This window comes from Burkholderia sp. lig30, from assembly GCF_000687455.2.
GTDB lineage: Bacteria > Pseudomonadota > Gammaproteobacteria > Burkholderiales > Burkholderiaceae > Burkholderia.
This window is the reverse complement of sequence record NZ_JGVW01000056.1, coordinates 12,573-26,363: the sequence shown is the minus strand read 5'-3', so window position 1 is coordinate 26,363 and position 13,791 is coordinate 12,573. Positions and strand designations below refer to the sequence as shown.

Here is a 13,791-nt window from a genome sequence, read left to right as displayed (position 1 = left end):
CGTTACTGCGCGCGCCGCTCGAGCACCGCGGCGAAGAAGCCGTCGGTCGCGTGGCGGTGCGGCCAGAGCGACAGGTAATCGCCGGTGTCGAGCTCGATGCGCTGCTCGGCCAGCACCTGGTTCGCCGGCACCAGCACGAATTCCGGATGATCGGCGAGGAACGCGCGCACGATCGCCTCGTTCTCCTCCTCCAGCACGCTGCAGGTCGCGTAGACCAGCCGGCCGCCCTTCTTCACGAGGCGCGCCGCGCTCGCGAGGATCGACGCCTGCTTCGGCGTCAGCTCGTCGACCGACGTGCGCGACTGGCGCCACTTGAGATCGGGATTGCGGCGCAACGTGCCGAGGCCGCTGCACGGCGCGTCGACCAGCACGCGGTCGATCTTGCCGGCAAGCCGCTTGATCTTCGCGTCGTGCTCGCTGTCGATCAGCACCGGATTCACGTTGGACAGGCCGCTCCGCGCGAGCCGCGGCTTGAGCTTCGCGAGCCGCTTCTCCGACACGTCGAACGCGTAGAGGCGCCCCGTCGACCGCATCATCGCGCCGAGCGCGAGGGTCTTGCCGCCCGCGCCCGCGCAGAAATCGACGACCATCTCGCCGCGCCGCGGCGCGACGAGCGAGCACAGCAGCTGGCTGCCCTCGTCCTGCACCTCGATCATGCCCTCCTCGAAGAGCTTGAGCTTCGTCAGCGCGGGCTTGCCGACGACGCGCACGCCGAACGGCGCGAACGGCGTCGCACCGGCGTCGATGCCGGACACCTTCAGCGCGTCGATCACCTGCTCCCGCGTCGCCTTCAGCGCGTTCGCGCGCAAGTCGAGCGGCGCCGGATAGTTGAGCGCGGCGGCGAGCTGCGCGATTTCGTCGGCGTCGAAACGCGCCGCCAGCGCCTGGTAAATCCAGTCGGGCAGGTTCGTGCGCACGCGCAGCGGCAGGCTCGCCGGATCGATCTTCGCGACATGCTCGAGCCACGCGAGCTCGGTGGCCGACACGAACGGCCTGAGCGCCGAGCGGCCGGCCGTCTGCATCAGGCCGAGCAGCGTGAGGCGCCGCGCGGGGCTCCCGGTGCCGCTCTCGGCGAGGTGCGCGAATTCTGTCTTGCGGCGCAGCACCGCGAACACCGCCTCGGCGATCACGCCGCGCTCCGCGTGCCCGAGCTTCGGATGCGCGCGGAAAAAGCGGCTCGTCGTCGCGTCGGCGGGGCCGGCGAACTTCAGCACCTCGGCGAGCAACGTTTCAGTTTGTCCGATCAGAAAACCATGCAGCTTCATACACCCTCGCTCGTCGTATTGTTCGATTCATCCGCGAAGATCCAGCGGGCTTCGTCAGGCGCGACCACCGCGCGTCCCGCCTCGAGGCGCAGGCGCCCGTCGACGAACCAGCGCACCGCGCGCGGATACAGCACGTGCTCGACCGCGAGCACGCGTTTCGCGAGCGCGGCCGCGTCGTCGCCCGCGCGCACCGGCACCGCGCCCTGCGCGACGATCGCGCCGCTGTCCAGCTCGGGGATCACGAAGTGCACGGTCGCGCCATGCAGCGCGACGCCCGCGTCGAGCGCCTGCTGGTGCGTGTGAATGCCCTTGAAGCTCGGCAGCAGCGACGGATGGATGTTCAGCATCCGTCCCTCATAGCGCTTCACGAAGGCCGGGGTCAGGATGCGCATGAAGCCGGCGAGGATCACGAGATCCGCGCCGAAACGGTCGACTTCGGCCGCGAGCGCGGCGTCGAAACTGTCGCGGCCGTCGAACGCGCGATGGTCGACCACCGCGGTCGCGATACCGTGCGACGCGGCGAATGCGAGGCCGGCCGCATCCGGCCGGTTGGCGATCACGGCGGCAATGCGGGCGGGCCACTGCTCCTGCGCGCACGCGCGGACGATGGCTTCCATGTTGCTGCCGCGACCGGAAATCAAGATGACGAGTTTTTTCATCCGCGAATTTTACCATTCGGCCTTGCGTTTCCCCCCTCCTCAGCCGACTGCCCGCCCGAACGTTTATAATCTTCTGCTTTGCGGCATCCACCCGCTCATTCCCCCGACGCTGCCACCCGCTATCGTGAAAGTCTTCCGCGGCCTGCCCAACGCCGAAAGCCGCGCCCCGTGCGCGCTGACGATCGGCAACTTCGACGGTGTCCATCGCGGCCATCAGGCCCTGCTCGCGCGCGTGCGCGCGGCGGCGGACGCGCGCGGCCTGCCCGTGTGCGTGATGACCTTCGAGCCGCATCCACGCGAGTTCTTCGACGCGGCCACCGCGCCGGCGCGCATCGCGATGCTGCGCGACAAGCTCGAGGCGCTGCGCGATCACGGCGTGGACCGCGTCGTCGTCGAACACTTCAACCATACGTTCGCGAGCCAGTCGCCGGAAGCGTTCGTCGAGCACACGCTCGTGAGCGGCCTGCACACCCGCTGGATGATGGTCGGCGACGACTTCTGCTACGGCGCGAAGCGCGCGGGCACCTTCGAGTCGCTGAAGGCGGCGGGCGCGCAATACGGCTTCGAGGTCGAGCAGATGGGCACGGTCGCCGATCCGGACGGCGCGCGGATCTCCAGCTCCGGCGTGCGCGCCGCGCTCGCGGCGGGCAATCTCGCCGCGGCCGCGCAGGCGCTCGGCCACGGCTATGCGATCAGCGGCCACGTCACGCACGGGCTCAAGCTCGGCCGCGACCTCGGCTTTCCGACCCTGAATCTGCCGATCGCGCACAAGCGGCCGGCGCTGGCGGGCATCTTCGTCGTCCAGGTGCACGGCATCGCGGAAGGGCCGCTGCCCGGCGTCGCGAGCCTCGGCCTGCGCCCGACGGTCGTCGATTCGGGCCGCGTGCTGCTCGAAGTGCACCTGCTCGACTGGCACGGCGACGCATACGGCAAGCTGGTGCGCGTCGAATTCCTGCAGAAGCTGCGCGACGAGGCCAAGTTCGACGATCTCGAGGCGCTGTCGCGGGCGATCGCCCAGGACGTCGCCAACGCGCGCGCCTATTTCGCCGAGCGCGGCCTTGCGCCCGGCAGCCGGGCGACGGGCTTCTCGACGTCGGCGACCGACCGAATTAGCTGACCCCGTCCTGCGGCGCGACGCGCCGCATTCCGGCGCCGCACGCGACGCGCGGGCGCACCCGATTCACGACGCACGAGCGTCCCCCGATTTGATAGCGATCTCACCATGAGCAACAAGAAAGCCGATTCGAAACCGCAGGCCAAGTATCCGGTCAACCTGCTCGACACGCCGTTCCCGATGCGCGGCGACCTGCCGAAGCGCGAGCCGCAATGGGTCAAGGACTGGGAAACGCACGGCATCTACGAAAAGATCCGCGCGGCCAGCAAGGGCCGGCCGAAGTTCATCCTGCACGACGGCCCGCCGTATGCGAACGGCGACATCCACCTCGGCCACGCGGTGAACAAGATCCTGAAGGACATGGTCGTGAAGTCGCGCAACATGGCAGGCTTCGACGCGCCTTACGTGCCCGGCTGGGACTGCCACGGCATGCCGATCGAGATCCAGATCGAGAAGCAGTTCGGCAAGTCGCTGCCCGCGGCCGAAGTGCAGAGCAAGGCGCGCGCGTACGCGACCGAGCAGATCGAGAAGCAGAAGGTCGGCTTCAAGCGCCTCGGCGTGCTCGGCGACTGGGCCAACCCGTACAAGACGATGAACTTCGCCAATGAGGCGGGCGAGATCCGCGCGCTCGGCAAGATCATCGAGAAGGGCTACGTGTACCGCGGTCTGAAGCCCGTCAACTGGTGCTTCGACTGCGGCTCGGCGCTCGCCGAGGCGGAAGTCGAGTACAAGGACCGCACCGATCCGACGATCGACGTGATGTTCCCGTTCGCGGAGCCGGAGAAGACCGCGCAGGCATTCGGCCTGCCCGCGCTGCCGCGCGCCGAGGGCGGCATCGTGATCTGGACCACCACGCCGTGGACGATCCCGGCGAACCAGGCGCTGAACCTGCATCCGGAAATCGTCTACGCGCTCGTCGACACCGAGCGCGGCCTGCTGATCATCGCGGAAGAGCGCGTCGCCGCGTGCATGGAGGATTTCAAGCTGACCGGCCGCACGATCGCGACCGCCGTCGGCGAGAAACTCGTCAACCTGCGCTTCCATCACCCGCTCGCGTCGGCCCACCCCGGCTTCAAGCGCACCGCGCCCGTCTATCTCGGCGACTACGTGACGACCGACACCGGCACGGGCGTCGTCCACTCGTCGCCCGCGTACGGCATCGAAGACTTCACGTCGTGCAAGGCGCACGGCATGATGGATTCGGACATCATCAACCCGGTGATGGGCGACGGCCGCTACATCGAGTCGCTGCCGCTGTTCGGCGGCCTGTCGATCTGGGACGCGAACCCGAAGGTCGTCGAGGCACTGAATGCAGCCGGCACGCTGCTGCGCAACGAGAAATACCTGCACAGCTACATGCACTGCTGGCGTCACAAGACGCCGATCATCTACCGCGCGACGTCGCAGTGGTTCGCCGGCATGGACGTGAAGCCGAACGACGGCAGCAAGACGCTGCGCGAGACCGCGCTCGAAGGCGTCGACGCGACCGCATTCTATCCGTCGTGGGGCAAGCAGCGCCTGCACAGCATGATCGAGAACCGCCCGGACTGGACGCTGTCGCGCCAGCGCCAGTGGGGCGTGCCGATGGCATTCTTCGTCCACAAGGAAACCGGCGAGCTGCACCCGCGCACGCTCGAGTTGCTCGAGGAAGTCGCGAAGCGCGTCGAGCAGTCCGGCATCGAGGCATGGCAGGCGCTCGACCCGCGCGAGCTGATCGGCGACGACGCGAACCTGTACGAGAAGAACCGCGACACGCTCGACGTGTGGTTCGATTCGGGCACCACGCACTGGCACGTGCTGCGCGGCTCGCACCAGGACGACCTGCAGTTTCCGGCCGACCTGTACCTCGAAGGCTCGGACCAGCATCGCGGCTGGTTCCACTCGTCGCTGCTGACCGGCTCGATGCTCGACGGCCGCGCGCCGTACAAGGGCCTGCTCACGCACGGCTTCACGGTCGACGGCGAAGGCCGCAAGATGAGCAAGTCGCTCGGCAACGGCATCGACCCGCATGAAGTCGCGAACCGCCTCGGCGCGGAAATCATCCGTCTGTGGATCGCGTCGACCGACTATTCGGGCGAGCTGGCGATCTCGGAGGAGATCCTCAAGCGCGTGACCGAAGGCTATCGCCGCATCCGCAATACGCTGCGCTTCCTGCTCGCGAACCTGTCCGATTTCGACTACGCGCAGCACGCGCTGCCGCCCGACCAGTGGCTCGAGATCGACCGCTACGCGGTCGCGTTCTCCGAGCAGCTGCAGACCGAGCTGCTCGCGCACTACGAGAAGTACGAGTTCCACCCGGTCGTCGCGAAGCTGCAGACGTATTGCTCGGAAGACCTGGGCGGCTTCTACCTCGACGTGCTGAAGGACCGCCTGTACACCAGCGCGCAGGACTCGACGGCCCGCCGCTCGGCGCAGACGGCGCTCTACCACCTGACGCAAGGCTTGCTGCGCGTGCTCGCCCCGTTCCTGTCGTTTACCGCCGAGGAAGCGTGGAAGGTGTTCCGGCCGGCGAGCGACACGATCTTCACGGAGACGTACTACGCGTATCCGGAAGTGGCCGGCGCGGCTGCGCTGATCGACAAGTGGACGGTGCTGCGCGCAGTGCGCGGCGACGTCACGAAGGCACTCGAGGAAGCCCGCACCGCGAACCGCATCGGCTCGTCGCTGCAGGCGGAAGTGACCGTGCACGCGAGCGGCGCGCGCTACGACGCGCTCGCGAGCCTCGCCGACGACCTGAAGTTCGTGCTGATCACGTCGGCCGCGACCGTGGTGAAGGTCGACGACGACGCGCAGCAGAGCGTCGACGTCGCGGCGTCGCGCTACCAGAAGTGCGAGCGCTGCTGGCACTACCGCGAGGACGTCGGCGCGCACGCCGACCATCCGACGCTGTGCGGCCGCTGCTTCTCGAACCTGTTCGAAAACGGCGAAGCCCGGAGCGCTGCGTAATGGCCAAACCCGAGACGAAAGCGCAGCACGGGAGCGCGACGAACGGGGCGCTCGCGCCCTGGCTCGGCATTTCGCTCATCGTGATCCTGTTCGACCAGCTGACGAAGATCGCGATTCTGAAGACCTTCGCCTATGGCGCGCAGCACGCGCTGACGTCGTTCTTCAGTCTCGTGCTGGTCTACAACCAGGGCGCGGCGTTCGGCTTTCTCGCGACGGCGGGCGGCTGGCAGCGCTGGGCGTTCACCGCGCTCGGCATCGGCGCGACGCTCGTGATCTGCTACCTGCTGAAGCGCCACGGCCATCAGCGCCTGTTCAGCCTGTCGCTCGCGCTGATCCTGGGCGGCGCGCTCGGCAACGTGATCGACCGCCTGATGTACGGCCACGTGATCGACTTTCTCGATTTTCACGCCGGCGCATGGCACTTCCCGGCGTTCAACCTCGCCGATTCCGCGATCACCGTCGGTGCGGCGCTGCTGATCTTCGACGAACTGCGGCGCGTCCGCGGCGCGCGCTGAACGCGCCTCGCCGCGTCGGCGGCCGGCCTCGCGCCGGCCGTCCCGATTGACCCATCCGGAGGCCTGAGTTGGCACACCCAGAACTCGCAGGAAAACACCTCGTCCTCGGCCTGACCGGCGGCATCGCCTGCTACAAGATCGCCGAGCTGACCCGCCTGCTCACCAAGGCCGGCGCGACCGTGCAGGTCGCGATGACGGAGGCGGCCACGCAGTTCATCACGCCCGTCACGATGCAGGCGCTGTCCGGCCGGCCGGTCTACACGAGCCAGTGGGACCCGCGCGTCGACAACAACATGGCGCACATCGATCTGTCGCGCGAAGCCGACGCGATCGTCATCGCGCCCGCGTCGACCGATTTCCTAGCGAAGCTCGCGCACGGTTTCGCCGACGACCTGCTGTCGACGCTATGCGTCGCACGCGATTGCCCGCTGCTCGTCGTGCCCGCGATGAACCGACAGATGTGGCAGAACCCGGCCACGCAACGCAACGTCGCGCAGCTGCGCGCCGACGGCGTCGCTGTGCTCGGCCCGGACTCGGGCGCGCAGGCATGCGGCGAGGTCGGCGACGGGCGCATGCTCGAGCCCGACGCGATCTACGAGGCGATCGCCGCGCATTTCCAGCCGAAGCTGCTCGCGCACCGGCGCGTGCTGATCACCGCGGGGCCGACGTTCGAGCCGCTCGACCCGGTGCGCGGCATCACGAACCGCTCGAGCGGCAAGATGGGCTTCGCGCTTGCGCGCGCGGCCCAGCAGGCCGGCGCGGACGTGCATCTGGTGGCCGGCCCGGTCGCGCTGCACACGCCGTGGGGCGTCTCCCGCGAGGACGTGCAGACCGCGCAGCAGATGCACGATGCGGTGATGCACGCGGTGCCGGACGCCGACATCTTCATCGCGGTGGCGGCAGTGGCCGACTGGCGCGCCGCGCATCCCGCCGAACACAAGATCAAGAAGACCGCCGACCGCAAGGTGCCCGCGCTCGCGTTCGTCGAGAACCCGGACATCCTCGCGACCGTCGCCGCGCTCCCCCATCCGCCGTTCTGCGTCGGCTTCGCGGCCGAAAGCGGCGACCTCGACGTGCATGGCGAAGAAAAGCGCAAGCGCAAGAACGTGCCGCTGCTGATCGGCAACCTCGGCCCGCAGACGTTCGGCCGCGACGACAACGAAGTCGTGCTGTTCGAAGCGGGCGGGATCACACGCCTGCCGCGCGCGCACAAGGACCAGCTCGCGCAGGCGCTCGTCGAGGAAATCGCAAAGCGCCTGCCCGACACCCGGCTCATCTGACCTGAAACGACCTGAAACATCGCGCGCCGCCGGCCGTCACGCGGCATGGCGCGCGCTTTTCGAACCGATCCCCGCATGAAACTCGACCTGAAGATCCTCGACGCGCGCATGCGCGACTACCTGCCTGCCTATGCGACGCCCGGCAGTGCCGGCCTCGACCTGCGCGCGTGCATCGACGCACCGATCATTCTCAACCCGGGCGAGACCACGCTCGTGCCGACCGGCCTCGCGATCCACCTCGCGGACCCGGGCCATGCGGCAATGATCCTGCCGCGCTCGGGGCTCGGCCACAAGCACGGCGTGGTGCTCGGCAACCTGGTCGGCCTGATCGACTCCGACTATCAGGGCGAACTGATGATCTCGACGTGGAACCGCGGCCAGACGGCCTTCACGCTGAATCCGTTCGAGCGGCTCGCGCAGCTCGTGATCGTGCCGGTCGTGCAGGCGCAGTTCAACATCGTCGACGAATTCACCGCGAGCGACCGCGGCGCGGGCGGGTTCGGCAGCACCGGCCGTCACTGAACGGCAGCGCGGCGCATCGCGCGCCGCGTGCCGCCCCCCGTTACCGGACGGCGGCCCGCACGGCGGCCGGCTGGCGCGCCTGCAGGCTGTACACCGCGTAAGCGACCATCACGGCAAGCACGCCCGCCAGCACCGCAGACGAACCGATCGTCCCGAGCGCCAGCCCCCCCTTCGCAACCGGCTTGGTGAGCAGGTCGCCGACGGTCGCGCCGAACGGCCGCGTCAGCACGAACGCCGCCCAGAACAGCAACACGCTGGAGAGGCGCGTGAAGTAGTGCGCGAGCACGATGGCCGCCAGCAGGCCGCCGATCAGCAGCGCGCCACCGGCGAAGCCGAGGCCCGAACTGTCCGCGAGAAAATCGCCGAGCGCGGTGCCGAGCGTGTTCGAGAACAGGATCGCGACCCAGTACAGCACTTCCACCTTGCGCGTCCTGATTTCGTCGACCGACAGCGACTCGCCCGTGAGCCGCCACACCGCAAAGATCCCGAGCAGGATCGCGACGAGGATCGACGTGCCGGTCGCGTAGCCGAGGCCGAGCGTGCGGTCCATGAAATCCGACATCGTCGTGCCGGCGGTGCTCGTCGCGACGATCACCGCCCAGTAGATCACCGGCCGGTAGCGCGTCGTGCTCAATTGCGCGGCGAGCGCGACGAGAAAGAAACCAAACAGCAGGATCGAACTGTACGCATAGCCGACGTTCAGCGTCATCGACAGCAGATCGCCGCCGGTTTCGCCGAGCGTGGTCGCACAGATCTTCATGATCCAGAACGCCAGCGTGATCTCGGGCAATTTCTTCATTGGAGCCTCGTGCAGGAAAAATTCGCGAACCGAAGCCCATCGCTTCGGCAACGTGTCGAATGGTAAACGGCCGTTGCTTAACACACGCTTAGCATCGGGCGACACGTGCCGGCGCGCGGCGGGACGCGCAAAGCGCGACACGGCTCCCGCATCGTGCCCGGGCCAACGCCCGCGCGACGTGTGCGGATGCGCGGCATGCCCGACGCGCCGCTTCAGCGCGCGTGCAGGTGACGAAAGCGCAGCACGTACGCGAGCGTCAGCAGCACGACGAACACCACGCCGACGACCATCGTCATCCGGAATTCGTGCGTGAGCGCGGTCGTCGCGAGAATCGACGCGACGAGCCCGGCGCCGAGCAGGCTGCCGAACGGATGCAGCCACATCCGGAACGGCAGCGCCGGCCCGCGGTAATGCTGGCGGAAGCACAGGTGCGTCACGAAGATCATCATCCACGTGAACAGCGCGCCGAACATCGCGATCGACATCATCACGGTGAACGCGGAATCCGGCGACAGCGCGACGAGTACCGCCGCGACTGCCACGCCGCTCGTCGACACGCCCAGCGCCGCGCGCGGCACGCCGTTCGCGCCGAGCCGGCCGAACACCGCCGGCGCGAGCTTCGCGCGCGACAGGCTGAACATCATCCGCGTCGTCACGTAGAGCTGGCTGTTCATCGCCGACAGCGCCGCGACCAGCACGACGAAATTGATCACGCCCGCCGCATACGGCACGTGCGTCGCCGCCATCACCTTGACGAACGGGCTTTCGTCGGTGCCGGCCTGCGTCCACGGCACGACGGCGAGCATCAACGCGAGCGTCAGCAGGTAGAACAGCACGAGACGGAACACCGTCGAGCGGAACGCCCGCGTGACCGCATGCTGCGGGTCGCGCGCCTCGCCGGCCGCGATCGCGACGGCCTCGATGCTCATGTAGCTGAAGATCGCGACGATCACCGCGACCCACGTGCCCCACCCGCCTTTCGGGAAGAAGCCGCCGTGCGCGGTGTAGTTTGCGAAGCCGATGCCCGACGACGCCGGCGCCGACCACACGAGATACGCGCCGAGCACGATGAACACGATGATCGCCGCGAGCTTGAGCAGCGAGAACGCATATTCGACCGAGCCGTACAGCGTGACGCTCGCCATGTTGACCGCGATGAGCAGCGCGGAGAAACCGATCACCCAGTACCAGCCGGGCACTGCGGGAAACCAGTACTTCATGAACACCGCGATCGCGCTGATCTCGGTGCCGATCGCGAACACCACCGCGAACCAGTATGCGTAGCGCACGAGATACCCCGCGAGCGGGCCGACGTAGTGCTCCGCGTACGCGCCGAATGATCCGGCCGTCGGATGCGCGACGGTCATTTCCGCGAGCGCGCCCATCAGCAGCAGCGCGAGCAGCGCGCCGATCGCGTACGAGATCAGCACGCTCGGGCCGGCTAGCCCGATCGCGAACCCGCTGCCGAGGAACAGCCCCGTGCCGATCGCCCCGCCGATCGCAATCATCGCCATCTGCCCCGACGACAGCGCGCGATGCAATCCCTGTTCACGTTCGACGATGTTGTCGAACGTTTGTTGTCGTTGTGTCAAAACCCGAACTCCCCACCACCTACACGCCATCTGCGGCAAATAAAACGAAACGGCGCGGAGGACTTCCCGCGCCGTTGGCTTGAAACAGAAAATACCGGCTTACTCGACTTCGATCGTCTCCTCGCTCGGCTTGCGCGGCGGATTCGCCGCCTTGTCGAACGACAGCTGCACCTTGTCGTCCGCGTCGACGTCGACCGTCACGTGCCCGCCGTTGACGAGCTTGCCGAACAGCAGCTCGTCGGCCAGCGCGCGGCGGATCGTGTCCTGGATCAGCCGCTGCATCGGCCGCGCGCCCATCAGCGGGTCGAAGCCATGCTTCGCGAGATGCTTGCGCAACGCGTCGGTGAAGAGCGCGTCGACCTTCTTCTCGTGCAGCTGATCCTCGAGCTGGATCAGGAACTTGTCGACCACCCGCATGATGATTTCCTCATCGAGCGGACGGAAGCTGATCGTCGCGTCGAGCCGGTTGCGGAACTCCGGCGTGAACAGGCGCTTGATGTCGGCCATCTCGTCGCCCGCCTCGCGGCGCGACGTGAAGCCGATCGTCGCCTTCTGCATCGACTCGGCGCCCGCGTTCGTCGTCATGATGATGATGACGTTGCGGAAATCCGCCTTGCGGCCGTTGTTGTCGGTCAGCGTGCCGTGGTCCATCACCTGCAGCAGCACGTTGAAGATGTCCGGATGCGCCTTCTCGATCTCGTCGAGCAGCAGCACGCAATGCGGCTTCTTCGTCACCGCCTCGGTCAGCAGACCGCCCTGGTCGAACCCGACATAACCCGGCGGCGCGCCGATCAGACGGCTCACCGCATGGCGCTCCATGTATTCCGACATGTCGAAGCGGATCAGCTCGATGCCGAGCGTGAACGCGAGCTGGCGCGCCACTTCGGTCTTGCCGACCCCCGTCGGGCCGGAGAACAGGAACGAGCCGATCGGCTTGTCGGTCCTGCCGAGGCCCGCGCGCGCCATCTTGATCGCCGCAGCCAGCGCGTCGATCGCCGGGTCCTGGCCGAACACGACGCTCTTCAGGTCGCGATCGAGCGTCTGCAGCTTGCTGCGGTCGTCCTGCGACACGCTCTGCGGCGGCACGCGCGCGATCTTCGAGATGATTTCCTCGATCTCGCTCTTGCCGATCGTCTTCTTCTGCTTCGACTTCGGCAGGATGCGCTGCGCGGCACCCGCCTCGTCGATCACGTCGATCGCCTTGTCCGGCAGGTGACGGTCGGTGATGAAGCGCGCCGACAGCTCGGCGGCCGCCGACAGCGCACCCGACGAATACTTGACGCCGTGATGCTCCTCGAAGCGCGACTTCAGCCCGCGCAGGATCGCGACCGTCTGCTCGACGGTCGGCTCGCTCACGTCGATCTTCTGGAAGCGCCGCGACAGCGCCGCATCCTTCTCGAAGATGCCGCGATATTCGGTGAACGTCGTCGCGCCGATGCACTTGAGCGTGCCCGACGACAGCGCCGGCTTCAGCAGGTTCGACGCATCGAGCGTGCCGCCCGACGCCGCGCCGGCGCCGATCAGCGTATGGATCTCGTCGATGAACAGGATCGCGTGCGGACGTTCCTTCAGCTCCTTGAGCACCGTCTTCAGGCGCTGCTCGAAATCACCGCGATACTTGGTGCCCGCGAGCAGCGCGCCCATGTCGAGCGAGTAGACCTGCGCGTTCGCGAGGATGTCCGGCACCTCGCCGCGCGTGATCCGGTACGCAAGCCCCTCGGCGATCGCCGTCTTGCCGACGCCGGCCTCGCCGACGAGCAGCGGATTGTTCTTGCGGCGACGGCACAGCACCTGCACGACGCGCTCGACCTCGGACTCGCGCCCGATCAGCGGATCGATGCGGCCGTCCTTCGCCATCTGGTTGAGGTTCTGCGTGAACTGCGCGAGCGGCGTTTCCTTCTGCGCGTTCGCATCCTCGCTCTCTGCATTCGCGTCGCTCGACTTCGCGGCCTCGCCGCTGCCGGTCTTCGCGATGCCGTGCGAAATGAAGTTGACGACGTCGAGACGCGTGACGCCCTGCTGCTGCAGGTAGTAGACCGCGTGCGAGTCCTTCTCGCCGAAGATCGCCACGAGCACGTTCGCGCCGGTCACTTCCTTCTTGCCGTTCGACGTCGACTGGACGTGCATGATCGCGCGCTGGATCACGCGCTGGAAGCCGAGCGTCGGCTGCGTGTCGACGTCGTCGGTGCCCGGAACGGTGGGCGTGTTGTCGTGGATGAAGTTGCGCAGGTTCTGACGCAAGTCCTCGATGTTGGCCGCGCACGCGCGCAACACTTCGGCTGCCGTCGGATTATCCAGCAGGGCGAGCAGCAGGTGCTCGACCGTAATGAACTCATGGCGTGCCTGACGTGCTTCCATGAACGCCATGTGCAGGCTGACTTCCAATTCCTGGGCAATCATGCTTCCTCCATCACGCACTGCAGCGGATGCCCCGCCTGCCGCGCATGGGTAACGACTTGCTCGACCTTGGTCGACGCGATGTCCCGCGTATAGACCCCACAAACCCCACGCCCTTCGCGATGGACCTGCAGCATGATCTGCGTGGCCGTCTCGCGATCCTTCTTGAAATACTCCTGCACGATCATCACGACGAATTCCATCGGCGTGAAATCATCGTTGAGCAGCACCACCTTGTACATGGAAGGCGGCTTCAGCTTTTGCCGCTTGCGTTCCAGGACGGTGCTGTCCTGCTTGTCCGGGATAATCGCCATACACCCATTCTAAACAACTCGGACAGGCCCGCAATCCTGTCGTTACCCGACCCGACCGGCCGGCGCCCTCTACGGCTTCCCGGAATCGCGCCGCCGCATTCGCACCACAGGAAAGCCGGCTGCGGGGCCGGCTTTCGAACTTCGCGCGCGACGCGAACCGCCGCGCTTGCATGCAGTATCCCACAAGCCGGGGCACGCCCGAAGCGCGTCACCCGAAGCGGGTATATGAGCCGATTATGCGGCTTTTCAAGATGCCGCGCTCGTCGCAATGCCGCATAGCAAAGCCGTAAAAACCCTGAAAATGGGTTCTTTACAACGCCCCTCTATATGTCTAAAAATTCTCTTGACACTCAATTAAAGAGCGCCAACAATCAAGCTGGCACTTTTT

The 13,791-nt window shown here is 67.1% G+C and carries 11 protein-coding genes; 5 read left to right on the top strand and 6 right to left on the bottom strand.

Features of this window, described 5'->3' with window-relative positions; genetic code table 11:
• Positions 1-2 precede the first annotated feature (2 nt).
• Both LIG30_RS06220 and purN read right to left on the bottom strand, forming a co-directional pair.
• On the bottom strand, positions 3-1,265 hold the full coding sequence (locus LIG30_RS06220) for an RsmB/NOP family class I SAM-dependent RNA methyltransferase (RefSeq protein ID WP_038710576.1): 1,263 nt from the start codon (positions 1,263-1,265) through the stop codon (positions 3-5).
• A complete protein-coding gene (gene purN / locus LIG30_RS06215) occupies positions 1,262-1,924 on the bottom strand; it encodes a phosphoribosylglycinamide formyltransferase (protein WP_038710574.1) in 663 nt (220 codons plus the stop codon). The genes LIG30_RS06220 and purN overlap by 4 nt, the downstream gene beginning before the upstream one ends.
• A 124-nt stretch (positions 1,925-2,048) precedes the next feature.
• On the opposite strand from purN, the gene LIG30_RS06210 reads away from it, so the two are divergent.
• The 5 genes from LIG30_RS06210 to dut all read left to right on the top strand — a co-directional run bounded on the left by LIG30_RS06210 (position 2,049) and on the right by dut (position 8,301).
• The gene (locus LIG30_RS06210) at positions 2,049-3,041 is read left to right on the top strand and encodes a bifunctional riboflavin kinase/FAD synthetase (RefSeq protein ID WP_038710572.1); all 993 of its coding nucleotides are present in this window, start codon (positions 2,049-2,051) and stop codon (positions 3,039-3,041) included.
• Positions 3,042-3,146: 105 nt separating this feature from the next.
• Positions 3,147-5,984: an isoleucine--tRNA ligase gene (gene ileS, locus LIG30_RS06205; protein WP_038710570.1), complete on the top strand. Its 2,838-nt coding sequence runs from the start codon at positions 3,147-3,149 to the stop codon at positions 5,982-5,984.
• Complete coding sequence (gene lspA / locus LIG30_RS06200; RefSeq protein ID WP_038710569.1) at positions 5,984-6,499, top strand: signal peptidase II; 516 nt, start codon at positions 5,984-5,986, stop codon at positions 6,497-6,499. Before ileS ends, lspA begins: the two co-directional genes overlap by 1 nt.
• A gap of 68 nt (positions 6,500-6,567) precedes the next feature.
• Positions 6,568-7,779 carry a bifunctional phosphopantothenoylcysteine decarboxylase/phosphopantothenate--cysteine ligase CoaBC gene (gene coaBC, locus LIG30_RS06195; RefSeq protein ID WP_038710567.1) on the top strand — a complete coding sequence of 404 codons (1,212 nt, stop codon included), beginning with the start codon at positions 6,568-6,570 and terminating at the stop codon, positions 7,777-7,779.
• A gap of 75 nt (positions 7,780-7,854) precedes the next feature.
• Positions 7,855-8,301 carry a dUTP diphosphatase gene (gene dut, locus LIG30_RS06190; protein ID WP_038710565.1) on the top strand — a complete coding sequence of 149 codons (447 nt, stop codon included), beginning with the start codon at positions 7,855-7,857 and terminating at the stop codon, positions 8,299-8,301.
• A gap of 40 nt (positions 8,302-8,341) precedes the next feature.
• Here dut and LIG30_RS06185 read toward each other — a convergent pair whose 3' ends face one another.
• The 4 genes from LIG30_RS06185 to clpS form a co-directional block, all read right to left on the bottom strand.
• Entirely contained in the window at positions 8,342-9,100 is a 759-nt protein-coding gene (locus LIG30_RS06185) for a COG4705 family protein (protein ID WP_038710564.1), read from the bottom strand.
• 212 nt (positions 9,101-9,312) lie between these two features.
• Positions 9,313-10,692, bottom strand: coding sequence for an amino acid permease (locus tag LIG30_RS06180; RefSeq protein ID WP_038710563.1), 1,380 nt, complete (start codon positions 10,690-10,692; stop codon positions 9,313-9,315).
• Between the two features lie 99 nt (positions 10,693-10,791).
• On the bottom strand, positions 10,792-13,092 hold the full coding sequence (clpA, locus tag LIG30_RS06175; RefSeq protein ID WP_038710561.1) for an ATP-dependent Clp protease ATP-binding subunit ClpA: 2,301 nt from the start codon (positions 13,090-13,092) through the stop codon (positions 10,792-10,794).
• The gene (gene clpS, locus LIG30_RS06170; protein ID WP_038710560.1) at positions 13,089-13,403 is read right to left on the bottom strand and encodes an ATP-dependent Clp protease adapter ClpS; all 315 of its coding nucleotides are present in this window, start codon (positions 13,401-13,403) and stop codon (positions 13,089-13,091) included. Before clpS ends, clpA begins: the two co-directional genes overlap by 4 nt.
• Positions 13,404-13,791: the final 388 nt, after the last annotated feature.